The sequence below is a fragment of the Pseudomonas sp. TH34 genome, assembly GCF_016650865.1.
Lineage (GTDB): Bacteria > Pseudomonadota > Gammaproteobacteria > Pseudomonadales > Pseudomonadaceae > Aquipseudomonas > Aquipseudomonas yamanorum.
In genome coordinates this window covers 629279-653037 of the sequence record NZ_JAEKFB010000035.1, presented here as the reverse complement: position 1 = coordinate 653037, position 23759 = coordinate 629279, and the positions used below count along the sequence as shown (strand labels likewise).

Genomic DNA, 23759 nt, shown 5'->3' with positions numbered 1-23759 from the left:
ATGTAGAAGTCCATGATTTTCACCGGCACGTTGCTAGCGCAACGGTCTGGTACACAGAATTTCTTGACGACCATAGAGCATTGGAACCACCTGATCCCATCCCGAACTCAGCAGTGAAACGATGCATCGCCGATGGTAGTGTGGGGTTTCCCCATGTGAGAGTAGGTCATCGTCAAGATCGAATTCCGAAACCCCTGTCTGCTAACGCAGACAGGAGTTTTGTCGTTTAGGGGCCACGTAAACTACAAACCGTACCTGCTCACCCCTTACGTGCCTTACCGCTTCGCCTGGCCAATAGCTTGCGCCACCAGATGTAGATCCCGGTAGCAGACAACATCGCGATCACAACCCCCAGTAGCGCAATCAACACCTGCCCCGTCAGCCCGATGATCCTGCCCCCATGGATCGGTAGTTGCAGCCTATAAAAGCGCTCTCCCAACGTGCCTTGCCCTGCTATTTCCTTTCCTAATAAATGCCCATCCGTCCCATGGAAAAACAGCCAGGATTTCCCATGGGCCTCCGTATCATGTCGCCCAAAACCAGCCCCATAAAAGTTGTACTCAAAGCTGTAATACAGCTCTCCAATCGTCGCCGTCAGCCCCAGCCGCTTGCCTTCCTCCAGCGCCCGCTCATAGGCCTGTTGATAACTCAGTTGGGTCACGCCCAATTGTTCGGCCGGTAACCTGCCGCGGGCCTCATAGACGCTGGCCTCGACCGGTGAGAACAGCGACACCGCAGGCTTGAACACCTGACTCGGCAAATTCATCGCCACGCTGCTGACTGCAATCGGCAACAACAACAGCCAAAGCCACAACCCACCTGCCCGATGCAGATCGAAGTTCAACCGGTAAGCATGACCGCCCTTGATCTTCCAAGCCGTGGACCAGTTCTTCCAGAAAGGTTTGCCTCTCGGCAGGGTCAGCCACAGCGCGATAAAACAATCGAACACCCACGCAATCGCCACCAACCCCATCAGCCACAAACCCCAATTACCCGGCAGTGTCAGGTTGTAGTGAAACTCCAGAATGAACGGGATGAGATTTTCACGCTGAAAGCAGCACGCGCCCCAAAAGCGCCGCCCCATTTCTTCCCCACTGACCGGATCGAGATAGAAAACCTGGTTAGGTTCATCAAAGGGTTTGCCCGTCGCCGGATCGTTTCTGGCAACTGCCGCCAACATAGCCGTATGGCCGCTCTCTTGTGGATACTCCATGTACCAGACTTGCAGCTTGGGATGCTGCCCCTGCAACGTATCCACCAGTTCACCTGGCGGCAATGCACGGCCCTTGGCCGTTGCTGCATAGAACCCTGGATTGAGCCATTCATCCAGCTCGTGGTTGAACGCCAGCAGGCTTCCCGTAATCCCCGCCATCATCAGAAACAACGCCGTCGCCAACCCGATGTAGCGATGAAATAAAACCAGCAATGCACGCATAAAGTTTTCCTGCAAAGACGACAAAGCCAGCGCCTGGAATCAGGAACTGGCTTTGGATGAATCGAGAGAAATTAGAACTGGTAGCTCACCGTCGCACTGACGTTGCGCTCTTCACCCAAGTAGCAGAAGTTCAGGCTGGCACACGACGCTACGTAAGACTCGTTCGTCAGGTTGTTGGCATTCAGGCGCACATCCACACCCTTCAAGCCCACCTTGCCAAGGTCATAACCCATCGAGGCATCAAACAGCGTGTAGGCAGGTACCTTCATGGTGTTCTCCGCATCCGCCCAGCTGTAGCCGACATACCGAACGCCACCGCCGAGTCGCAGGCCATCCAGCGCGCCGCTGTCGAATTTGTAGTCGGCCCACACCGAGGCCATATGACGCGGCGCCTGGGTCGGCGAATTTCCCTTGTTCTCGATCACGTTGTCCGCCGTACTCAACGTGCTGACCATGGACTTTGAATATTCGATGTCAGTGAAGGTATAGCTGCCCAGCAACTTAAGATTGTCAGTCAGCTGCATATGCGCCTCCAACTCCAAGCCCTGGGAGCGCACAGCTCCTACCGCGCGATAGAAGTTTTCCTGTGGCAGTTTGGTCGCCAGGTTTTCCTGATCGATACGGAACAGCGAAGCGGTGAACAGGTTGTCGGTACCCGGCGGCTGATATTTCAAGCCGATTTCCCATTGAGTTCCGTCGGTTGGCGCCAGGGGATTGCCGGCACTGTCCGAATAGGAATTCGGATTGAAGGACTCGGAATAGCTGACGTAGGGCGCGAGACCGTTATCAAACAGGTAAAGCGCTCCTGCACGCCCAGTCAGCTTGGTACGTTTATCACTGATCTCCGTGCCCAGCGGCCGTCCCGCTTCAGCAATGCGGTTTTCATCGGAGGTCTCAACCCAGTCCTGACGCAGCCCAAGGGAGAACCGCCACTTGTCCATCTCAATCAGGTCCTGCAGGTAAACACCAGTCTGCTCAAGCCGACGCAGATAACTGGTTGGACTGTAATAGCTGATCTCGGAGTTGCCATACACTGGATTAAACGCGTTGATCGGCGCAAGAGAGCCGCTGCTCCAGTCCACAACGGTTTTGCGCCGTTGATAGTCTGCTCCCATCAACACCGTGTGCTTCGTCGCACCGGTAAAAAATTCAGCCTGCAGCATGTTGTCGATGATGAACGCATGCAGCTTTTCGTCACCGCCTGAATAGTAGCGATTCAGCTCATTACTGGTGGGCGTGGTCCAGCCATAGGCATACACCTGGTCCAGCCGGACCTTGGAATCCAGATACCGAAAGTTCTGCCGCGCGGTGAAAACATCATTGAAGCGATGCTCAAATTGGTAGCCGAACGACTGTTGATCCCGCTTGTACCCATCAATGTCCGGCTCGCCCTCGAAGAAGTGATTGGAGATCCGCTGGCCATTGCGCTGATGCAACGCGCCATCTGCCGGCATACCGCCGTGGTAGCCACCGTCGGGATCATGCTGCAGATAAGCCTGAAGTGTGAGGGACGTGTCATCGGTAAAGTCGATGCTCAAGGTGGGTGCCAGTGCGTAGCGTTTTTCCTTGGCATGATCGAATTGTGTGTCGGACTTGTCCGCAAGCCCGGTCAGTCGATAGGCAATACGCTTGTCGTCATCCACCGGGCCGCTGAAGTCGAACCCCATGCCTCGCTGGCCTTGGGAACCCACCGTGGCCTGTACCTGATGGTAGGGCTCAAACAACGGCTTCTTGCTGGTCAACGCCACCAGCCCACCCGGCGAGCTGCGTCCGTAGAGTACCGATGACGGGCCTTTGAGAATGTCCACGCGCTCAAGGAAATACGGATCCACCTGCATGGTGCTGTAGGTGCCGCTGTCACCCATGGATTTCAAACCGTCGAGGTAGATGTTATCCACCGAACCGTCGTTGAAGCCACGCATCGCCACATAGTCATAGCGGTGAGTCGCGCCATATGGGTTGGTCAGCACGCCAGGGGTGTAACGCATGGCCTGGGCAACAGTTTGCGAGCCTTGGTCGTCCATCTGCTCGCGGGTCACTACTGAGACCGTCTGGGACGTTTCCAGCAACGCGGTACTGGTCTTGGTGGCGATCTGGCTGTGAGTTGCGTTGTAGCCCTCCATGCTGCCCAGGGCATTACCCAGAGCGAAGCCTTTGATGTCGGTGGTCGGCAAAGTCAGCGCCTCGCTCTCGGGCCGGGCCTGCAACACGAAGCTCACGTCGTCCTGGGCCTGCGCCTGTAATCCTGACCCGTTGAGCAACTGGTTCAAACCCTGTTCGGCAGAGTACTCCCCGTGCAGCCCGGGAGACTGGCGGCCCTGAGTCTGCACAGGCGTGCTGGAAAGGGTGATGCCTGCCTGACGGGCAAACTGATTGAGCGCATCGCTCAGCGCGCCTGCAGGGATGTCATAGCGCTGGCTGATACGCTCGACTCCGCTATCAGCCGCGACACCGGCAACCGGCAGCAAGCCGATGCCTATCGTGGTCGACAGCAACGCTGCACGTACGGCTTTACCGAGCAAAGGGTAGGAAGAGGGTGAGTTACTGAAAAAACGCACAGTCATTATCGAGATCCGTAGAGGTCGCTGAAGGCAGATTGAATTGCTTACTGTCTAAGCCGGACTCACGGAAAAAAGCCGCCAAAAATAAATCAGGCGCGACAAAAATAATCAGGCCTGACGTTCCAGGCTCACCCACCAGCGTGTGCGATAGCGCAGACGCACGGGCAGCGTCTGCGGAAGGATTGCCAACAGCTTCTCAGTGTCTTCCAGGCGAAAAACACCCGACAAGCGCAAGTCTGCGATATCACTTGAACAGCCCAGATAACCTTGGCGATAGCGCGCCACCTCCGCCAGAAAATCGGCAAGACGCATGTTGCGGGTGACGATCAAACCATCCGCCCAGGCCCCGGTATCCATATCCGAAGGCGGCGCGAAAACGGCCTCGTTCTGACGCACCAGGTAGCTTTCTCCTGCATGCACTTGAGTGAATAGGCCGTCGGCGGTATGCGGTGAATGAATCGCCACGTTGCCTGACGCGACGCTCAAGCGTGTGCAATTGCTGTCCTGGCGCACCACAAACCGCCCGTCTATGCCTTCGAACAAGCCATGGCGGGTGCGAACCAGCAGCGGTGTGGTCGCCGCAGCGCCACAGGTCACCAGGATTTCCCCGCGTACCAACGTGATCAGGCGCTGTTGCGGGTTGAAGTCCAGGTCCACTGCGCTGTCGGTATTGAGCTGCAGACGTGTGCCATCCGGTAGTTGCACGCTACGACGCTCGCCGGTGGTGGTAGCCAGGTCCGAGGTCCAGCGCTGCCAGCCGGTGAGGTCTCGACTGAGCCAGGCCGCCGAACCCATCAACAGAACACCGGACAACACCTTCAACGCTTGCCGACGACCAAGGCGCTGGGCACTGTTCTCCAGCGCCACATGGGCTCCGGGGATCGCCGCCAATTGGCTGCTCAATTCATGCTGCAGCGCCTGCACGCGTTGCCAGGCCAGCTCGTGTTCATGATGAGCTTCACGCCAGTGCTCGCACTGCGCCTTCAACCGGACATTCGCGCGATTGTTACGCAAGCGCAGCATCCAGCTGATGGCCTGCTTGACCACCTGCGGGTCGGGCCCGGAGCGCGCCGCGTTATCCATCGGGGTCATGCCTCATACCGCAGCACATAACAGTGATACAGGGCCTCGGCGACATACCGCTCCACCGAGCGCAACGACACGCCCATCTGCTGCGCAATCTGCTTGTATGTCAGCCCGTCGCACTGAGCCAGTAGAAACGCCTTGCGCACCTTGGGCTTGAGTCCGTCCAGAAGCCGGGCGACGGACTCCAGCAATTCCAGAATCAGCGCACGCTCTTCAGCACTCGGTGCCAAGGCGTCGGGCAAATGCGCGATGGACTCCAGATAGGCGCGCTCGATTTCTTCGCGACGCCAATGATCGATCACCAGGCCTCGGGCGATGGTGCGCAGGAAGGCCCGAGGAGCCTTGAGTTCGAAGCGTTCGGTTTTTTGCAGCAGGCGCACAAAGGTGTCCTGGGCCAAGTCCGCCGCATCTGCTGCATTACCCAGGCGACTGCGCAGCCACGTGTTCAGCCAGCCATGATGGTTGCTGTAAAGCGTCTGTACTGCGTACTCGGAAGAGGGCATTCACGCGGCCTGGCAAAGCGTCACAAATGATAATTAGTCGCATTGTCGACAAGGCTGAAAAATTTTGCAACTCTCACGTCAGGGGCCTACCGCTGGTCGGCTTCTGACGCTAAAAGCAGATGCTTCTCACAAATTCCTAAGATTTATCCTGACTTGGCCGACAGCCTGACGAGCCATGCGTGCACCGAAATAGAGCAGTCGCAGAGTCTGCCTATCCCGTTACATGGAATGTTGCATCCGGCACGCTCACCCCCTTTTGGCAAAAAGAAGTCAATGAAATGAATCTCAAGTTCAGTCATAAAATTCTGTTGGCCGCGTCAGGCGTAGTGGTTCTGGCCTTCGCGTTATTCACGTTCTACAACGACTACCTGCAGCGCAACACCATCCGGCAAAACCTGGAATCGTCCATCCAGCAATCCGGTGAGCTGACCGCCAGCAGTGTGCAGAACTGGCTCAGCGGCCGGGTACTGGTGTTGGAAAGCCTGGCGCAAAACGTGGCCCACCAGGGCAGCGCTGCCGATCTTCCGGGGTTGGTCGACCAGTCGGCATTCACCTCCAACTTCCAGTTCACCTACGTCGGTTCAACCAACGGCGTGTTCACCCAACGGCCCGACGCCAAAATGCCGGATGACTACGACCCGCGTCAGCGTCCCTGGTACAAACAAGCGGTGGCCGCCGACAAGACGATGCTCACGCCGCCCTATATGGCAGCGGTAGGTGGGCTGATCGTGACCATCGCGATGCCGGTGAAAAAGAATGGTGAACTGCTAGGCGTGGTTGGCGGTGACCTGAGCCTGCAAACCCTGGTGAAGATCATCAACTCGGTGGATTTCGGCGGCATCGGCCATGCCTTCCTGGTCAGCGGTGACGGCCAGGTGATCGTCAGCCCGGACCAGGACCAGGTGATGAAGAACCTCAAGGACATCTACCCGGGCACCAACGTACGCATCGAGAAGGTCAGCCAGGAAGTGGTCCTCAATGGCCAGGAACGGATTCTGTCCTTCACCCCCATCAGCGGGTTACCGAATGCCGAATGGTACATCGGCCTGTCGATCGACAAAGACAAAGCCTACGCACCGCTGGGCAAGTTCCGCACCTCGGCATTGATCGCCATGTTCATTGCAGTGGCTGCTATCGCGGTGTTCCTGAGCCTGCTGATTCAGGTCTTGATGCGCCCGCTGACCACCATGGGTCGCGCCATGCAGGACATTGCCCAGGGCGAGGGTGACTTGACCCGTCGCCTGACCGTGGAAAGCAGGGACGAGTTCGGTGACTTGGGCAGTGCCTTCAACCAATTCGTCGAGCGTATTCACGCGTCAATCTCCGAAGTTTCCTCGGCCACCCGTCAGGTACACGACCTGTCCCAGCGCGTAATGGCCTCGTCCAACGCATCGATCGTCGGCTCCGACGAGCAAAGCGCCCGCACCAACAGCGTGGCCGCGGCAATCAACGAACTGGGGGCTGCCACTCAGGAAATCGCGCGCAACGCCGCTGATGCTTCGCAACATGCCAGCGGTGCCAGCGAGCAGGCTGATGACGGGCGCAAGGTCGTGGAGAAAACCATCCTGGCGATGTCGGAGCTTTCGCAAAAAATCAGTCTGTCCTGCACTCAGATTGAAACCCTGAACGCCAGCACCGACAACATCGGCCACATCCTGGATGTGATCAAAGGCATCTCCCAGCAAACCAACTTGCTGGCCCTCAACGCTGCGATTGAGGCTGCGCGCGCCGGTGAAGCTGGGCGTGGGTTTGCCGTGGTGGCAGATGAAGTCCGCAACCTGGCGCACCGCACCCAGGAGTCGGCGGAGGAGATCCACAAAATGATCACCTCGCTGCAGATTGGCTCGCGTGAGGCCGTGACCACGATGAACGCCAGCCAGACCTCCAGCGAAGAAAGCGTCGAGGTCGCCAACCAGGCCGGTGAGCGCCTGGTCAGCGTGACTCAGCGGATCGTCGAGATCGACGGAATGAACCAGTCGGTAGCAGCCGCCACCGAGGAGCAGACCGCCGTGGTGGAAACTCTCAATGTCGATATCAACCAGATCAACCTGCTGAATCAGCAAGGCGTGGCCAACCTCAACGAAACCTTGAAGGATTGCGACGCGTTGTCTCAACAGGCCAACCGGCTGAAGCAGTTGGTCGACAGTTTCAAAATCTGATGATTAACCTGTAGGAGCGAGCTTGCTCGCGAAGAACGTCAACGCTAACGCAGCGCTACCAGATAGCCCGTTTCGCCTATTCGTTTTTCGCGAGCAAGCTCGCTTCTACAGGTTTAGCCAAACATCGCTCGCACATGCTCCAGCGCGCTGTCGGCGAATGCCTGCACAAACGGCGCAAACCCTTCCACACCCGGTTCAACCGGCTCGGCGATGATCGTCCAGGTCACCCGTGAACAGCCCGCTTCCAGCGGTTCGACACTCATGGCTGCCCACAGCCGTGCCACCCCCAAAGTGTTGTAAATCGTTGTCCAGGTCATCTGCATGGCCTGCTCATCACGGCTGTTGAGTTGTTCCACCACCAGATTTCCATCGTGGAAGCATTTCTTGCGCAGCGATCCCGTGCCTGCACCGGTCATTTCGATGTGGGACAAGGCCGGGATAAATCTATCAAAGCCAGCAAAGTCACCGACTACCGCCCACGCACGGGCGGCATCACAGGCAACCGTCACTGAAGACACCACAGGCTTGCCGCAAGGGTTGCGAATCAACGTATCGGGTTTCATAGGGTTTCCTCCAGTTGAGAGCTTGATGGCAGGAAGCCGATGCGCTTGAGGTACTCGCAGCCCATGCGTAACAGCGCCGGATTTTTTTCGGGGTAGTGCGTGCCCATCTGCTCGACGCCACGTCGTGCGTTGTCATGCCGGATCATTGATGTATCGCCGATATCCTCGCCCATACCATTGAGGTAGAAACCCAGTACGCCGAACAGCGCATTGCGACTGTCCACCGTGTGCAGATGACGTTGCCAGTGGGCGACGCTCACCAGTTCGAATGCATGGCCTGCCTGGCGAAAGGCGTCGACGTAGGATTCCCAGCTCAAGGGCTGCGGGTTGTGCAGGTTGAACACGGTCCCTCCATCACCACGGCGGCCACTGTGGAACGCAACAAACCGGGCAAGAAAGTCTACGGGCATCAGGTCAAAATTCAGCTTGAGGCGGGGCACCAGGCCCAGTTGGAGTGAGCCTTTGAGCATCAACATCAGGCGATTTTTCTGTGGCTCGCAGACACCGCTGCGGCTGTTGAAACTGATGTTCCCGGGGCGATGGATATTGACCCAGGCACCTTGCTCGGCAGCGCGCCCCAGCAAGCGTTCCGCGACCCATTTGGACAGGTTGTAGCCATTCTGTATGTAGAGCGGCGGGGTGCTGGCGGCGAGCGTCTCGAGCACCTGGCCTTGGGCGTCGATGCTACTGGCCGCCGACAACGTCGAGATAAAATTGAAGACCTTCTTGCACCGGGTTTCACACAGGCGCAGGCATTCCAGCACCGGTTCGACGTTGTCCTTGGCCAGCGTGGCGTAGTCCATTACGTGATTGACGTGGGCGGCGTTGTGCACCAACACGCCGAACGCCCCGGCGAGGTACTCATACGCCTCGCTGGCCAAGCCAAGGCGCGGCTGACTGATGTCGGCGGCATACACCCGCACCCGGCTCAGGTCCAGGTGTTCCAGGCGGTATTCGCGCAGCGCCTCGGCAAACCTCTCGGTCGCTGAATGTCCGGGGTGCTCGCGCACCAGGCACGCCACTTCAAGTGCGCCCTCGGCCAGTAACGCCTCGACGATATGCACCCCGAGAAAACTGTTGGCCCCGGTCACGATCACTTTACGACGTTCGCCCGCCCGGTCCGCTGGCAGTGTTTGCCAATGCAGCTCACGCAGCGCATCCCGGGTTGCCTGGCCGGTCGGTGCTTCGGGTGGTGGATCGTCACCCATCAGCGTGGCGAGGGTGCGGACGGTGGGAGTCTCAAAAAAACGGCTAAGGGAGAGGCTGCGCCCGAACTGCTCGCGGATACGCAGCAGCATCGTCGACAGGAGGATGGAATGGCCGCCAAGATTGAAGAAGCTGTCGTCCGTCGACAGCTGCGTGACTGGTACGCCGAGCAACTCGCTCCACAGGTTGAGCAACTGCACTTGCATCGGAGTGTACGATTCGCTGTGATTGATGGCCGGCAGCGGTTGCGTCGTTAGCGCAAGCAATGCCTGGCGGTCGACCTTTCCATTGTGGGTGCATGGCATGCGCGCAAGCTCCGTGCATAGGGTTGGCCGCAGATAGTCCGGCAGTGTTTGTCGGGCATGCTGCTTCAGTGCATCCAGGGCGTCTGGTGTTTCGGGCTGAGCGACAAAGGCCAGGATTCGCCGGTCACGATCAATCACCACCGCCACTTGGCGAAACAGCTGACTGCTGCGCAGGCAATGTTCGATCTCTTGCGGTTCGACCCGGAAGCCTCGGATCTTCACTTGCTGATCTCGGCGCCCGCCCAGTTCGATGCCGCTTTCCGTCCATTTCGCCAGATCGCCGCTGCGGTAGGCCCTTAAGGTCTGGCCGTCGGGCAATTCCAGCTCTACGAAATGTTCCGCGGTCTGCGCCGGCTGGTTGAGGTAACCCAAGCTGACGCCAGGGCCGACGATGTACAGCTCGCCCATCACCTGTTCATCCACCGGTTGCAGTAGCCCATCGAGGATCAGTACCTGGCTGTTGGCGATGGGGGTGCCGAGGTTGCGGTTACTGTCGCCTGGCAGCAACGTGCGGTGGGTCGCCAGCACGGTGGCTTCGGTGGGCCCGTAGAAGTTGTGCAGGCGACACTGCCCGGACAACTGCTCGATGACATAGGGTTCGCATACGTCCCCGCCGGTGATCACATGGGCCAGACCCAAGGGTTGATCCAGCGGCAGAATGCTCAGCAGCGCCGGCGGCAGGAAGGCGTGGGTGATGCGCTCTTGGCGGAGCAACTCCACCAGTTGCAGCGGGTCGCGTCGCTGGTCCTCACTGGGCACGATCAACTCGGCGCCCGCGATCAGGCTCGGGAAAATATCAATCAGCGAAGAGTCAAAACTCAAGGGCGAGAACTGCAAAACCCGGCTGTGTTCGCTCAGTTGTACATGGCCACCGAACCACGCGGTGAAATGCGCCAGATTGTGCTGGCTGAGCAGCACGCCCTTGGGCTGGCCGGTGGTGCCCGAGGTGTAGAGCACCATGCAGGGGGCGTCCATGGATGGGCGCTGGCGCATTAGCGGCGGGTTGTCGGGGGTGTCGAGAGTACTCACATCCAATGCAGAAAAAACGTCCCGCAGTGGAGACTTGCCGTCATCCAGCAGCATCGCGACGCCGGCGGCTTCCAGCATGACTTGCTGGCGTTGCAGCGGGTGGCCTGGCTCCAGGGGCAAGTACACCGCGCCACAGGCCAGCACCGCGAGGATGCTGGCATACAGCTCTGGAGACTTGCCCAGGCAGACACCGATCACCGGAGGTGTGTCGTGGCGTCCAAGCAGAGGCCAAAGACGTTGCTGGATAGCCAGGCTCTTGCGATGCAACTGTCGATAACTCAGCACGTTGCCTGCAATATTCAGCGCCGGCCGCTCGGAGAAGGTTTGAAGACTGTTTTCCAGTCGCTCGATCATTGGCACCTGGGCGTGTTGCCGCAGCGCCACATCAGCTGTCAGATTAAAGCGATGCAGGTACGCCAGCGATGCGAGCGCTTGCAGACCGTGTTCCGGATCATCCGAGGCGACGGCCGTCTGCGAGAAATGGTCCGGGTCCCGGGAGAACCCACTCACTTGCTGGGCCACCCATTCCACCAGGTCGCTGACCGCCTGTTGACGCAATCGTTGACCATTCCCATAGGCTTCGCCGGCAACGTCCAGGGTTGCCACAAGTCGCCGTGAGCGGCCGTAACACCTGAACTGCAGGATCGGCAGCCCGTAGTCGGTCAACGCTCCCATACCCAGGCGCAGGCTCATCAAGGCTGTGCAAGTCAGGTCTGGCGGAACCTCCTCGCTACCGTCATCAATCAACAGGTCGACGTGGGTTACATCCTGTGGTCGCACCCACCCATGACCGTATTGCTCCAGAGTCTTGCTGATTTCATTCAACGCCGCACTGGAGCCCGTCAGCCCAATCTTCAGGTGCCTCATGGGTGCCCTCCTGATACCGGAAGAAAGGCATCCAACGCCTGAACCACGCTCGGCGTTTGCAGCAGGCCGCTGTGATTCAGGAACCCCATGATATTGCCCATCAGTGGGTGCTGGCGGGTAATGGGGAAGCCCATCGCCTGCACTTCAGCGCGTAGCGCGGAGCGCGTGCCGTCGCTGACATCCAGGTGCTCGATCAATTGCAGGTCGAAGATTTTCTGTAGGTCGTGGGTCAAGTAATGCTGGAGAAACACGGGCAGGATCTGGGCGATGCAGTCGCGGTCCAAAGCGTTTGCAGATTGCCAATAAATACGCACCAGACGCGTCCAGAAAACCGCATGACGGCCCTCGTCACACAAGTGATCGGCCATCAATCCACGGATGGATTGCTTGACACTGTCGTCCTTGGAAAACGCCGCCACCTCATGAGTCACCGTGTTCTCGGCGATGGCCACCGCGATCAGTTCCACGGCATCCCGCAGGTGCTCGGGAGCCAGCGCCAGCGCGGCAGGCAAGGCGCGGCTCAGCTCGATTTGCCCAGGCAGATCCAGGGCCGGGATGCCGGTCATCTCGACGGTCTGTTGCATGAAATCGAGGGCGACGAGGGCGTGGTAATCCTCATCCACCACTACGGTCATGGCGTCGTAGCGACAGGCGAGCGGGAAGGGCACTGAAAAGCGATTCTTGGCAATGCTGCGTGCGGTCTTGTCGACGATCTCGGTTTCAAAGATCACCACGTCGTTGATGAATTTGTAGAACGTTTGCAACAAGACAAAATCCCGGTGCTGTGGGCAGTGATCGACAAAGGTCGCGCTCAGCACCAAGGGTTGCCGGCTCAAGGGATAGATCAGCTTGTGGTCATTTTCCAGCAAGCGGCGCGGGCGCGTGCGGATAGTCGCGCGACGCTCCCAGTCGTCGGCAAATGAGCGGTAGTCGGCAGGGTTCATGCGCTCACCTCCAACAGAAGCAGGTACAACCCGTCCCAAAAGGCCAGGCGGCTTTCCACAGCGCCGAGGGCGCTACTGTTGGCTTGCTGCTCGCGACTCGGGTCGGCGAGGATAAGGCGTTGCAGTAATTGCGCCGCCGCCGGGCCGTGCTCTTCGGCGTCGATTTCCATGTGGCGCTTGAGGTAGTAGCAGAAGGTCGGTGCCTGGCGGTGAGCTATCTCGCAGCTCTCCAGGATGCGTTTGAACATGGTCGGGATGACGCTCTCGCGGCCGTGCAGAAAGGCTGCCGCTACGCAGTGAGTCGGCGCGTTCAGGGCAACCTGCAGCGTGCTTCTGACGAACCGGGTCACGACAGGATGAATATCGATTTTTTGCAGGGCCGTTTCTGCGTCGTTGCCGTCACGTTGCAGGCTGACGAACCGCTCTATGGTCGCTGTATTCGCGCCGACTTCACGCATGGCCTCCAGGTACAGCTCGAAGTGGCTGCCATGTCCGTGGCCGGGGTACGCGTCCGACTCTTCGCCCAGTACGATTTCATTGATCAGGCGAGCCGCTTGTGGGTCCGTTGGCGGTAACCAGGGCAGGCGCATACCCGTGAGGTCATGTTGCAGGCGCTTGGTCAGTGTCATGAAGTCCCAAACGGCGAACACGTGGTTTTCCATAAAGAACTGCAACTTTTGCAGCGTATTTATTTGTACGAATAATGGATGGCTGTGCAACTGCTGCTGCTTTCGTTTAAGCAGCTGTGAGTGTTGGAACATGGTCGATGCCTATAAGTCGTTATCTTTTCCCTGATAAAAGCGTTTTGCTTCAGCGACAAATAAACATTGGTTTTCACGCGCGCGGATGCCTTGATAGCGGACTAACCATGCTTGAGGCTGGCGCCGTTATTCAAAAAGTCGCACGCGGTGACAAAACACAAGGCTTTATTTAAAGGAACGCCACTCACAGTGACGCCCGAGCACGAGTTCACGCTATTGGTTTGGGAGATTTGGAGTTTGGGTAATAAAAAACAATAGTCTGATTGAGTGTTCAGCGATTTTTAGTTTTATAAGAGTTTGCAAATAAATGTGTTGCTGTAGTTAGTATGTTCTATGGGGTGTGGGAAGTTTCCTTGGGTATTAAATATTAAGCTGGAGTAGTTATGTTTAACTGATGTTTCGCCGGGCAAGAACTTCTCCGCCGTGATGCACTGAGCTCCCCCGACCCAAGTGACTTCGCAGCGCTATGTGGTCGAAGGGGGAGGTTCAGTTCCCTGAGGTATTCACAGCGAGGTTTTATCGTCGCTCTGCTCAAGACTCCTGAGGTAACCCGTAATCACCTCCATGCCGCGGGTGAGGTGGTTACGCAACGTCAGGATGCTTTCCTCGATCTTCTTTTTCGCCACCAAATCCAGCAGTTCCCGGTGGTCTTCCTGGGATGTCTTGCCCAGGCCCATGGCTTCGAGGTTGAAGCGCAGGAAACGCTCCTCTTCATTCAAGCCGTGCTCAACCAGCTTGAGCAGCCGCTGATTGCCTGCCTTGCCATATAGCGCCATGTGAAACAGGCGATTGAGGCGGCCGATTTCGGTGTAGTCACTTTCTCGTTCCAGCGCATCAATGAAGGCGCCAGCCTGAGCAATGTCATCGGGCGTGAGCAGGGGAATCGACAAGCGCAGCGCTTCGGACTCCAGGAGGATGCGCAGCGCATAGGTTTCTGCCGAATGGTCTTCAATCAGCGGCGCCACCACCGCGCCTTTGTGGGTGACCACATGCAGCAGTGACTGGGCTTCCAGTTGACGCAGTGCCTCGCGCACCGGCATCCGGCTAACGCCGAACAAACTGGCCAGTTCCTGTTGGCGCATAGCGGTGCCGCAGGGCAAGCGGCCATCCAGGATGGCGTTGCGCAATGTTTCTTCAATCACGGAGCGAGCGAGATGGGCGGGGATGGGCCCGCTGATCTGGATGCTGCTCAAAGGGTTCGGCTTCTGCGTCACGACTACGCTATCCTCCTTTTCAGGGTAAGGTGGCTAATTGGATCCAATGCACACTAGAGTTTGTCCACAAGCTTGTCAAACAGGCAAGGTTTCGGCTTGTAAGCGACTCAACAATGCTGCTTTTTGACCCACATTTCTTGCTTGCTGCGTCTTACGGTCGCGATGGAAAAGTGGGTGCTGTTGCGGTGATTGCACCGTGCCATTGTTTTTTACCATTCGAACCTTCACCATCCAACGCTACTCCGTCTTCTTCTACGGATTGAACGCTTTGGCGGTACGTTTTATTCCCCCTTGGGTCCTGCGCTGGCTTTTTTCGGTGCTGCTGCTGGCTGGCTTATTGCCTGGCGGGTTGCATGCCGATTGGGATTTCTCCCAGATCAGCCGCAAAGCGACGGCACTGTACGGCCCGTTGGGAGAAGGGCAACAGCGCATTGACGCCTGGCAACGGTTGTTGGCGACGCAGAAGCAAGTCAGCGAGCAGGAGCAGCTTAAGGTAGTCAACCTGTTCTTCAACAAGCAAATGCATTATGTGGAAGACATCGACCTGTGGCATCAGGTGGACTATTGGGAAACCCCTATCGAAGCCCTGTGGAAGGGCGCCGGGGATTGCGAAGACTATGCAATCGCCAAGTATTTCAGCTTGCGTCATCTGGGCGTCGCCAGCGACAAATTGCGCATTACCTACGTCAAGGCGTTGCGTCAGAATCGCGCCCACATGGTCTTGACCTATTACTCGACGCCGGACGCGATGCCGCTGGTGCTCGACAGCCTGACCGATGAGATCCAGCCCGCAAGCCAGCGTACCGACTTGCTGCCCGTCTATTCCTTCAATGCTGAAGGCTTATGGTTGCCGGGCGCCAAGGGCGACAAAAAAGTCGGTGATACCAAACGCTTGTCACGCTGGCAGGATGTGTTGAAAAAAATGCGTGCGGAAGGCTTTCCAGCCGAGCCTGCCAACTAGGAGTACCTGTACAGATGTCTCTGTTCAAACAGCTTTTGATCGCTATCTGTCTGTTTTTGGTGGTCGCCTTCAGCGGCAGCTTCATGGTGAGCCTGGAAAGCTCGCGCACCCAATATGTCAACCAGTTGCGCTCCCATGCGCAGGACGCCGCGACCGCATTGGCGCTGTCGCTGACCCCCAACATTGATGACCCGGCGATGGTGGAGTTGCTGGTCAGCTCGATCTTCGACAGCGGCTACTACGCCAGCATCCGCGTGGTGGACCTGAAGAATGACCAGGTCATTGTCGAACGCAACGGTACCCCCGACAGCGATGGGGTGCCCAAATGGTTCGTCAACCTGATCGGCCTGGAGCCGGCGGGTGGCGACGCCCTGGTTAACCGTGGCTGGGAGCAGGCGGCACGGGTCGAGGTGGTCAGCCATCCGATGTTCGCCCTGGCCAAGCTCTGGCGAAGCGCGCTTGGCAGCCTTGGCTGGCTGTTGCTGTGTGGCGCTGTCAGCGCCGTGCTGGGAGCCCTGTTACTGCGCCGACAATTGAAGCCCTTGGACTACATGGTCAAACAGTCCCATGCGATTGCCCGCCGGGAATTCTTGAGCTTGCCCGAACTGCCGCGCACCCCGGAGTTACGTCGTGTGGTGCAGGCGATGAACCAGATGGTGGAGAAACTCAAGGCCCTGTTTCAGGAGCAGGCCGAGCGCAGTGAAAGGCTGCGAGTCGAGTCATACCAGGACAACCTCACCGGCCTGGCTAACCGGCGCTATTTCGAGATGCAACTCAACGCCCGGGTGAGTAATCCGGAGGAGACCAACTCCGGTTATTTGCTGCTTCTGCGGGTCAAGGACCTGGCCGGACTCAACCAGCGCCTGGGCGGCCAGCGCACCGACCAATTGCTGCAGGCGGTGGGCGAGCAACTGTTGCGTCAGTGCGAGCCGTACCCGGAAACCCACAACCTGGTCACCCGGATCCGCGGCGGCGAGTTTGCCGTGCTGGCGCCGGGGCTGGTTCGCGAAGAGGCGTTGCAGCTGGCGCAAAACCTGGAAAACGTCCTGCTTAGCCTGCAAGCCACGGGTGCCAGCGATGTCACGCCGGTCGCTTACATCGGCCTGGCACCGTTCAACCATGGCGACGCACCGCAAGCTGTGCTGACACTGGCCGACCAGGCCCTGGCCCAGGCGGAGACCCAGGGGGACACCGGTTGGGTGTGCCTGGACCATAGCGCGACGGTCAGTGTTGGCGATGACCATCATGCCTGGCATACCTTGCTCGACCGTGCGTTGACCGAGCAACGTTTTCAGCTGTATTTCCAGCCGGTGGTTGCCAGCGACGACCCGCAGATGGTGCTGCACTACAAAGTGCTGTCACGCCTGCAGGACGACCAAGGGCAGACGATTGCGGCGGGGCGCTTCCTGCCATGGCTTGAGCGCTTCGGCTGGTCGGCGCGCCTTGACCGCATGATGCTGGAGCTGGTGTTCAAACAGATGGCCGGCCACACCGAATCCCTCGCGCTGAACCTGTCGGCCGCGACCTTTGCCGACCCTCAAGCCCTGAATCGAGTGTTCGAGTTATTGCGCCAACACTCCAATCTTGGCCCACGGCTGACCCTGGAAATCGGCGAAGAGCAACTGCCGGAACAAGCGGTGCTTGAGCAATTGACCCACCGCCTGCGCGAGCTCAATTTCTCCTTGAGCCTGCAGCGTTTCGGCGGGCGCTTCAGCATGATCGGCAACCTGGCGCGCCTGGGCCTGGCCTACCTGAAGATTGACGGCAGCTACATTCGCGACATAGACAAAGAGAGCGACAAACGCCTGTTTATCGAAGCCATCCAGCGTGCCGCACACAGCATTGACCTGCCACTGATCGCTGAGCGTGTGGAGACTGAGGGTGAGTTGGCGGTGATCAGCGCGATGGGTATTTTCGGCGTGCAGGGACAGTTGTTTGGCGAGCCGGCGCCCTGGAAGTAATGCGAGTCGCCGCTGCTGAGGCAGCGGCTACTGTATGGGGCCTCAGATCAGCCCGGTTTCTTCATCGTTGATCAAGCTGTTCAGCCCGCCGAGTGCTTCCCGCGCCTGGTTGCGATCCAACAGTTTGGCCTGGGCCGCCGGCGGCAGGTCGGTGACGCGAATCACGCCCTTGCTGGTCAACACCTGGATCAAGTCATCCAGAACCCGAATCATCTCCAGGTCGCTTTGCTTGAGCTGATTCAGGCTGGTCTCTACGAGCGTGTTGGCATACCACGCCTGAATCTCATGGTGATCGGCCGGCAGCGTTTCCGTTGACTCGGCGAAGGCCGCGGCCTCTACGCGAATCAGCCCGCCGTGGGCATCACGTTGCACATAAAACATAACAATCCCTCAGCAATGAAGCCCGCAGCCATCAACGCAGGCTAACGGTGGGTAATGGGCGCGAGTATGCGGTGCAACCGTCCCACAGAGCCAGTGACGAGCCGTTAATGTACATCGGCCGCCGCTTGGGCGGCCGATGAACGCAGGCTTAGGCGGTGTGATCGATCTTGATGGTCGGGTCGGCACCGCTGATCAGCGAGTTGATGCTGGTGTGGGACCAGTCGTTGCCTTCCAGCTTGATGGTGACATCCGCGTTGGCCAGGCCGCCGGCCTTGTTCAGGTTACCTTCGGTACTGACTTGCAGCGTCGAGACGCCTTCCACTGTGGTGATCTTGAGGTAGTTGTCGATGGTGCTGTCGCTCTCACCTTTCAACAGATCCCGCAGGTCAATCCGGTCACCGTCCGCGGCCTTGAAGTCCTTGATCACGTCGTTGCCCAAGTCGCCAGCCTTCCACACGAACAAATCAGCACCGGCACCACCCACCAGGATGTCGTTGCCCGGACCGCCGATCAACGTGTCGTTGCCGGTGCCGCCCAGCAGGATGTCATTGCCCTTGCCACCATCGAGGTAATCGTTGCCGCCCTGACCGAACAGGATGTCGTCGCCAGCGCCGCCCAGCAGCGTGTCGTTCCCGTCCTTGGCGCCGGACACATCAAAGTCGGCGTAGTGTTCGGTCACGTACTGATGCACGTTCGACGTGGTGACGGCCGTGACGGCCATTCCGGTTTTCTGTGCGACGAAGGCCTGCAGCGCGTTGTAGCCCTCGCCGGTGATCCCGCTGAAGCTCACCAGGTCACCGAAGATGATGTCATTGCCATCGCCCCCGTTGATGGTGTCAGAGCCCGGCAAGGTCGCCTCGGTGTGGCCCAGGATAGCGTTGGCCAAGTCCTTCGGATCGATGTTGCTCTGTGGCTTGCCGTCCGAGTCGTATGGCTTGAGGTCATTCAGGCTGACCCCGCTGTTGATGCCAATGGCCTCCACGCTGGACAAGCCGCTGAGCAATGCAAACCCGCTGCCGGCATTGCTGGTCGTCGCAGAGCTGGTGCTGCTACCGCTGCCGTCCAGGTACGAGACCTCATAGGTGCCGTCGCCTTGGGCATGCACGGTGCCGATGACGCCGCTGTCGTACCAGCTGCCGTTCCAGTTCTGCATCCACTTGTGAACCTGACCGGCGCTGTCGATCAGTTGCAGCTTGCTGCTGCCGACGGTGATCGAGAACGCGTTGCCCAACTGATAGTTGTTGGTGTTGATGTAGTCATCCAGCCGGCCATCGGTGGTGTTGTAGTTGTAGAAGTCGGTGACCACCGGATTGGTTTGTTCGCCGTTCTGGAAGTACGTCGGCTGGCCGTCAGTGATGAAGTAAGTCAGGTTGGTCGCGCCGGTATTGCCGGTCGCCAGGTTGCTCTGGAAGAAGTTGGCGGTGGCCTTGAACACATCTTCATAGTTGGTGCCGCCACCGGAGACCATCGAATCCAGCACGCCCTTGAGTATCGCCAGCGCGTTTGGATCGTTCAGGTTAATCGCCACCGATTTATTGACCTGGGTATCGAAGTCCGCCACGAAGATATTCACGGTGCCCGATGTGTTGGCGCCGAGGCTGTTTTTCAGTGAGCTGAACACCGAGGTCAGCGACGCCTTGGCCGCGTTGACCGAATCGGTGCTCATGCTGCCGGAGCTGTCGACCATGAACGCGATGTTGTAGTTCTTGCCTTGCACCACGTTCAGGCCACCGATGTCCGCGACCACGATGTCATTGCCATCGGTGCCGGTGATGTTGTCGCTGCCCGACGTTGCGGTGATCGAGTTGTAGTTCGCCGGGTAAATCGTGACCGGCAACTGCGCGGTGGTAACGGCCGAGCCGCCCAGGCTTTCAGTCGAGGTCGAGGTCACCGTCAGGTTGAACTGGCCACTGTAGTAGGTCGGTGGCTTGATGGTCAGGGTGCTCAAGTCCCAGCCCGTTACGTTCACTTCACCTGTGCTCGCGCCGGCGCTATAGGTATGCCCGGCACCATCGGTGAGTACCGAGCCCGCCGGAATCCCGCTGATCTTCACGCTCAGGCTTTCCGAACCGTCGGTATCGGTCAGGCTGGTAGTGACCTTGGACAGGTGCACCGAGCCGTTCTCCAGGCCTTCGTTGAGCTTGTAGCCGGTGTAGTAACCGTCGCCGTTGCTGCCGTGCAGGTCGGACAGCGTTACGCCGGCATTGATCAGGTCGCTGACGCCGGTGTAGAGCGGTATGCCGCTGGTGTTCAGGGGCTGGACCGCACCGTTGCCGATTTGCACGTTGACGTTATAGCTGCCAGGTCCGGACTGGTTGGCGTGGTAGATCTCGATGCTGTAGTAGCCGCTGACGGTAGGGGTGATCGAGCCGCTGAACTTGCCGCTGTTGGTGCCCCACAGCGCGCTCGCTACGTCTTTGCCGCCAACGTTGACCACCAGGCTGTCATCGCCGGTGCCGCTGAAGGTGTAGCTCTTCCCGGCTTCCATGTAGATCAGGCCGGAAGTCTTGGAGCCAGAGCCCCCCGCAACGTTCGCTTCAGACACGACAGTGGTCACGGTGGTGCTGGTGTTCGGCGTGCCGGCGTTATCAATCGCGTTTTTCAGGTCTGCCGGTGCAGCGCCGTTGCCGCTGGTGCCCAGGTTCGCAATGCTGTTCCAGCTTTGCTTGGTCAGGCCCACGGAATTCACGGTGTTATCTGCCACCGTCAGGTTCGGTGCATCCGCCACAGGGGTGATATCGACTTTCACTGTCGCGGCAGTGCCCAGATCCTTGCCATCGGTTGGCTGGAATTTGAACTGCGCATAGTCAGCCTGTTTATTGCCGATGCCAGTACCGCCGTAACCATCGGTCCCGGACTCGTTGGCATTGGGCGTAAAGCGCAATTGGCCGGCGTCGATCTGGGCCTTGGTAAAGGTCTGGCCGCTGGTGACGTTGGACCAGGTCACCCCGTCCGCTGCCAGGAACTGCAATTTGCCAGCGACCGGCAGCTCGGTGATTTTCACCCCGAGGCTCGCTTGTGGCGAGTCGACGTCAGTCACGCCGAAGTTCGACCAGGCCAGGGCCAGCGGCGTGTCTTCGGTACCCGTGACGGCACTGCCGGTAGCGACCGGCGCATCGTTGACGGCCACCACGTTGACAGTGGCGGTGGCAACGTTGGAGTAGTTACCGCCATCGGTCACCGTCACGGTAATGATCCGCGGCGTGGTGCTCGGGTCATGGCTGTTGTTGGTGAACGTGATGTTCTGGATCCGCGTCATGTAATCGGCCAGCGTCGCGGTGCCCGACAGCGTCAGGGTGATGGTGCCCGTCTGGTTGTTGGAGTTGATCGTGATGCCGTTGACGCTATTGCCCAGGTTCAGCGCGTCGCCCACTTGCGCGTTGGTCAGGGTGACGGTGGCGCCGGTCAGCATCGTGCTGTCCGGGTCGGTAATCTTGATGTCGGTGTCAGCAATCGACACACCCGGCCCGGTGGTGCCCTCGGTGAACGTCACCTTGTAATCCGCACCGGTGGCGCCGCTGGAATTGTTGGCGTCCAGGTCGATGACCGGCGGGGCGTCGTTATCGATGATATTGGTGCTGATGCTGCCATTGGTGCCGCTGATCGCCAGCTTCTCGAAGTTGCCACCGGAAGTCTTGTCGATGGTGATCACCAGCGTTTCGGTAGGCTCGGTCAGCTTGTCGTCAAGGGTGTTCACGTTGAAGGTTGCACTGCTGGCGCCAGCCGGGATCTTCACGGTGTAGACGCCGTTGAAGTCCGAACCGTCGGTGGCCGTGCCGCTGTATTTCAGCGTGACGGTCACGTCAGTGGCCGCCGGGTTGCTCAGCGTGAGGGTGTAGTGGGCTGTCTGGCCCTCGTTCACCGAAGCATCGCCAGTGATGCTGATCGTGGTGGTGTCGATCGAGTCAGTGATGGTGGTGACAGCGGGATGGCTGTTATCCGGAACCAGTTTCTCGAAGTTGCCGCCAGTGGCCGTGGTGATGGTCGTGCTAACGGTTGAGCCGTTGTTGTAGACGTCGTTGGGTGGGGTCTGGAAGACCACAGTGCCGGTGGTTTTGCCGGAATCAATGGTGATCACTTGGCCGTTGGACAGGGTCACGGTCACCGGGGCGTGAGCGACGTTGCTCAAGGTCGCGGTGTAAGTGATCTGGCCGCCTTCGGTAATGGCAGTGTTGGCCGTCGACAGCGCAACCGTCGTGGTGTCGATCGAATCGGTAATCGTGGTGGTCGGCGGATTGGTGTTGTCCGGGACCAGTTTCTCGAAGTTGCCGCCAGTGGCTGTGGTGATAGTCGTGCTGACGGTGGAACCGTTGTTGTAGACGTCGTTAGCCGGAGTCTGGAAGACCACGGTGCCGGTGGTTTTACCGGAATCGATAGTGATCACCTGGCCGTTGGACAAGGTCACGGTCACCGGGGCGTGAGCGACGTTGCTCAAGGTCGCGGTGTAGGTGATCTGGCCGCCTTCAGTAATGGCGGTGTCAGTGGTGCTCAACTTAACGGTCGTGGTGTCGATCGAGTCGGTGATGGTGGTGACAGCTGGGTGGCTGTTATCCGGGACCAGCTTCTCGAAGTTGCCGCCAGTGGCCGTCGTAATGGTGGTGCTGACGGTGGAACCGTTGTTGTAGACGTCGTTGGCGGGTGTCTGGAAGACCACGGTACCGGTAGTTTTACCGGAGTCGATAGTGATCACCTGGCCGTTGGACAAGGTCACGGTGACCGGGGCGTGAGCGACGTTGCTCAAGGTCGCGGTGTAGGTGATCTGGCCGCCTTCAGTGATCGCGGTGTTGGCCGTCGACAGGGTAACGGTGGTGGTGTCGATCGAATCCGAAATGACAGTGGTCGGCGGGTTGGTGTTATCCGGAACCAGTTTCTCGAAGTTGCCGCCAGTGGCTGTGGTGATAGTCGTGCTGACGGTGGAACCGTTGTTGTAGACGTCGTTAGCCGGAGTCTGGAAGACCACGGTACCGGTGGTTTTACCGGAATCGATAGTGATCACCTGGCCGTTGGACAAGGTCACGGTCACCGGGGCGTGAGCGACGTTGCTCAAAGTCGCGGTGTAGGTGATCTGACCGCCTTCAGTAATGGCGGTGTCAGTGGTGCTCAACTTAACGGTCGTGGTGTCGATCGAGTCGGTGATGGTGGTGACAGCTGGGTGGCTGTTATCCGGAACCAGCTTCTCGAAGTTGCCGCCAGTGGCTGTGGTGATGGTTGTGCTGACGGTGGAACCGTTGTTGTAAACGTCGTTGGCTGGCGTTTGGAAAACCACAGTGCCGGTGGTTTTGCCGGAATCAATGGTAATCACCTGGCCGTTGGACAGGGTCACGGTGACCGGCGCATGCGCTTCATTCGAAAGCGTGGCGGTGTAGGTGATCTGGCCGCCTTCGGTGATGGCTGTATCGGTGGTGCTCAACTTAACGGTCGTGGTGTCGATCGAGTCGGTGATGGTGGTCACCGCTGGATGGCTGTTATCCGGAACCAATTTTTCGAAGTTGCCGCCAGTAGCCGTCGTAATGGTGGTGCTGACGGTGGAACCGTTGTTGTAAACGTCATTGACCGGCGTTTGGAAAACCACAGTGCCGGTGGTTTTGCCGGAATCAATGGTAATCACCTGGCCGTTGGACAGGGTCACGGTAACCGGCGCATGCGCTTCATTCGAAAGCGTGGCGGTGTAGGTGATCTGGCCGCCTTCGGTGATGGCTGTATCGGTGGTGCTCAACTTAACGGTCGTGGTGTCGATCGAGTCGGTGATGGTGGTCACCGCTGGATGGCTGTTATCCGGAACCAGTTTCTCGAAGTTGCCGCCAGTGGCCGTGCTGATGGTGG

General features: G+C 58.8%; 13 protein-coding genes, 1 rRNA gene and 1 pseudogene. 4 read left to right on the top strand and 11 right to left on the bottom strand.

Annotated features, from left to right (window positions below; genetic code table 11):
- Nucleotides 1-62 precede the first annotated feature (62 nt).
- Nucleotides 63-178, top strand: a 5S ribosomal RNA gene (gene rrf, locus JFU58_RS32130).
- 81 nt (nucleotides 179-259) lie between these two features.
- On the opposite strand, the gene JFU58_RS32125 is transcribed toward rrf, so the two are convergent.
- The 4 genes from JFU58_RS32125 to JFU58_RS32110 all read right to left on the bottom strand — a co-directional run bounded on the left by JFU58_RS32125 (nucleotide 260) and on the right by JFU58_RS32110 (nucleotide 5585).
- A complete protein-coding gene (locus tag JFU58_RS32125) occupies nucleotides 260-1435 on the bottom strand; it encodes a PepSY-associated TM helix domain-containing protein (RefSeq protein WP_201143110.1) in 1176 nt (391 codons plus the stop codon).
- Between the two features lie 71 nt (nucleotides 1436-1506).
- Complete coding sequence (locus JFU58_RS32120) at nucleotides 1507-3999, bottom strand: TonB-dependent siderophore receptor (protein WP_201143109.1); 2493 nt, start codon at nucleotides 3997-3999, stop codon at nucleotides 1507-1509.
- A 105-nt stretch (nucleotides 4000-4104) separates the two neighbouring features.
- Nucleotides 4105-5088: a FecR domain-containing protein gene (locus tag JFU58_RS32115; RefSeq protein WP_201143108.1), complete on the bottom strand. Its 984-nt coding sequence runs from the start codon at nucleotides 5086-5088 to the stop codon at nucleotides 4105-4107.
- A complete protein-coding gene (locus tag JFU58_RS32110; RefSeq protein WP_093203194.1) occupies nucleotides 5085-5585 on the bottom strand; it encodes a sigma-70 family RNA polymerase sigma factor in 501 nt (166 codons plus the stop codon). Before JFU58_RS32110 ends, JFU58_RS32115 begins: the two co-directional genes overlap by 4 nt.
- 278 nt (nucleotides 5586-5863) lie before the next feature.
- Here JFU58_RS32110 and JFU58_RS32105 point away from each other — a divergent pair, with 278 nt between their 5' ends.
- Nucleotides 5864-7744 carry a methyl-accepting chemotaxis protein gene (locus tag JFU58_RS32105; protein ID WP_201143107.1) on the top strand — a complete coding sequence of 627 codons (1881 nt, stop codon included), beginning with the start codon at nucleotides 5864-5866 and terminating at the stop codon, nucleotides 7742-7744.
- A gap of 113 nt (nucleotides 7745-7857) precedes the next feature.
- On the opposite strand, the gene JFU58_RS32100 is transcribed toward JFU58_RS32105, so the two are convergent.
- The 5 genes from JFU58_RS32100 to JFU58_RS32080 form a co-directional block, all read right to left on the bottom strand.
- Nucleotides 7858-8307 carry an SRPBCC family protein gene (locus JFU58_RS32100; protein ID WP_201143106.1) on the bottom strand — a complete coding sequence of 150 codons (450 nt, stop codon included), beginning with the start codon at nucleotides 8305-8307 and terminating at the stop codon, nucleotides 7858-7860.
- Nucleotides 8304-11714, bottom strand: coding sequence for an amino acid adenylation domain-containing protein (locus tag JFU58_RS32095; protein ID WP_201143105.1), 3411 nt, complete (start codon nucleotides 11712-11714; stop codon nucleotides 8304-8306). The genes JFU58_RS32100 and JFU58_RS32095 overlap by 4 nt, the downstream gene beginning before the upstream one ends.
- Nucleotides 11711-12658: a diiron oxygenase gene (locus JFU58_RS32090; protein ID WP_093203180.1), complete on the bottom strand. Its 948-nt coding sequence runs from the start codon at nucleotides 12656-12658 to the stop codon at nucleotides 11711-11713. The genes JFU58_RS32095 and JFU58_RS32090 overlap by 4 nt, the downstream gene beginning before the upstream one ends.
- A complete protein-coding gene (locus tag JFU58_RS32085; RefSeq protein WP_063033675.1) occupies nucleotides 12655-13419 on the bottom strand; it encodes a DUF3050 domain-containing protein in 765 nt (254 codons plus the stop codon). The genes JFU58_RS32090 and JFU58_RS32085 overlap by 4 nt, the downstream gene beginning before the upstream one ends.
- Nucleotides 13420-13922: 503 nt before the next feature.
- On the bottom strand, nucleotides 13923-14633 hold the full coding sequence (locus JFU58_RS32080) for a GntR family transcriptional regulator (protein ID WP_017478015.1): 711 nt from the start codon (nucleotides 14631-14633) through the stop codon (nucleotides 13923-13925).
- 268 nt (nucleotides 14634-14901) lie between these two features.
- Here JFU58_RS32080 and lapG point away from each other — a divergent pair, with 268 nt between their 5' ends.
- Both lapG and lapD read left to right on the top strand, forming a co-directional pair.
- Nucleotides 14902-15594 (top strand): cysteine protease LapG, encoded by a 693-nt coding sequence (gene lapG / locus JFU58_RS32075; protein WP_026078039.1) that lies wholly within the window; start codon nucleotides 14902-14904, stop codon nucleotides 15592-15594.
- 14 nt (nucleotides 15595-15608) lie between these two features.
- Entirely contained in the window at nucleotides 15609-17555 is a 1947-nt protein-coding gene (lapD, locus tag JFU58_RS32070; RefSeq protein ID WP_201143104.1) for a cyclic di-GMP receptor LapD, read from the top strand.
- 42 nt (nucleotides 17556-17597) lie between these two features.
- Here lapD and JFU58_RS32065 read toward each other — a convergent pair whose 3' ends face one another.
- Both JFU58_RS32065 and JFU58_RS32060 read right to left on the bottom strand, forming a co-directional pair.
- Nucleotides 17598-17936 (bottom strand): hypothetical protein, encoded by a 339-nt coding sequence (locus JFU58_RS32065; RefSeq protein WP_017478018.1) that lies wholly within the window; start codon nucleotides 17934-17936, stop codon nucleotides 17598-17600.
- A 148-nt stretch (nucleotides 17937-18084) separates the two neighbouring features.
- Nucleotides 18085-23759, bottom strand: a pseudogene (locus JFU58_RS32060) (LapA family giant adhesin); the annotation flags it as partial.

Coding starts and splice junctions, on each gene's coding strand:
- JFU58_RS32125 (WP_201143110.1), bottom strand. CDS start 1,435: ATGCGTGCATTGCTGGTTTTATTTCATCGCTACATCGGGTTGGCGACG.
- JFU58_RS32120 (WP_201143109.1), bottom strand. CDS start 3,999: ATGACTGTGCGTTTTTTCAGTAACTCACCCTCTTCCTACCCTTTGCTC.
- JFU58_RS32115 (WP_201143108.1), bottom strand. CDS start 5,088: ATGACCCCGATGGATAACGCGGCGCGCTCCGGGCCCGACCCGCAGGTG.
- JFU58_RS32110 (WP_093203194.1), bottom strand. CDS start 5,585: ATGCCCTCTTCCGAGTACGCAGTACAGACGCTTTACAGCAACCATCAT.
- JFU58_RS32105 (WP_201143107.1), top strand. CDS start 5,864: ATGAATCTCAAGTTCAGTCATAAAATTCTGTTGGCCGCGTCAGGCGTA.
- JFU58_RS32100 (WP_201143106.1), bottom strand. CDS start 8,307: ATGAAACCCGATACGTTGATTCGCAACCCTTGCGGCAAGCCTGTGGTG.
- JFU58_RS32095 (WP_201143105.1), bottom strand. CDS start 11,714: ATGAGGCACCTGAAGATTGGGCTGACGGGCTCCAGTGCGGCGTTGAAT.
- JFU58_RS32090 (WP_093203180.1), bottom strand. CDS start 12,658: ATGAACCCTGCCGACTACCGCTCATTTGCCGACGACTGGGAGCGTCGC.
- JFU58_RS32085 (WP_063033675.1), bottom strand. CDS start 13,419: ATGTTCCAACACTCACAGCTGCTTAAACGAAAGCAGCAGCAGTTGCAC.
- lapD (WP_201143104.1), top strand. CDS start 15,609: ATGTCTCTGTTCAAACAGCTTTTGATCGCTATCTGTCTGTTTTTGGTG.
- JFU58_RS32065 (WP_017478018.1), bottom strand. CDS start 17,936: ATGTTTTATGTGCAACGTGATGCCCACGGCGGGCTGATTCGCGTAGAG.